1 protein-coding gene is annotated in these 498 nt (G+C 35.7%); it reads right to left on the bottom strand.

Annotated features, from left to right (window positions below; all coding sequences use genetic code 11):
- Positions 1 to 498, bottom strand: a 498-nt coding sequence (locus EO120_RS09215) for a hypothetical protein (protein ID WP_164725746.1), incomplete at both ends; no start/stop codon positions are given.

Genomic DNA, 498 nt, shown 5'->3' with positions numbered 1-498 from the left:
CTGTACATTTGGTAATCATTTTGCATATCGTTAAGTAAGAAACCTATTGAAACAGGCCCTCCAACTTTCGCTACAGTTCGAGTAAATTTTGATGCGTTCTCCGCATAATACACATATCCAACCCATGGTTGATTTCCTACCTCAGATAATACATTTTGAAGAACTGACTTGCCTAAATCATCTTTAGTCCAAACAAATGTAGACTTAGATTCAGACACAGGCATTACACTCACTTCATCAGATGTATCAACAAAAATGAATTTTTCATTATTTGATCCATTACTGTATTTGACTCTAGCCAAAGTAGCCATCTCATCTAGTATGATTGTAGTACCTAATGATAGGTCTTTATGCGCAAGAGTGACATGATAATGTATGCCTAGTTTATTGGCTATTCTTGTTCCTAAACCTTTGACACCTAGAAACATATCATCACCATAGAATTTACCTTCAGCTCTAACTGCATAACTTCCATCTGCATTTTTTCTACGAGAAGGA

This window comes from Veillonella caviae (assembly GCF_003992125.1).
Taxonomy (GTDB): Bacteria; Bacillota; Negativicutes; order Veillonellales; family Veillonellaceae; genus Veillonella; species Veillonella caviae.
The sequence above is the reverse complement of the archived record's forward strand: the minus strand, read 5'-3'. Positions and strand labels throughout refer to the sequence as shown.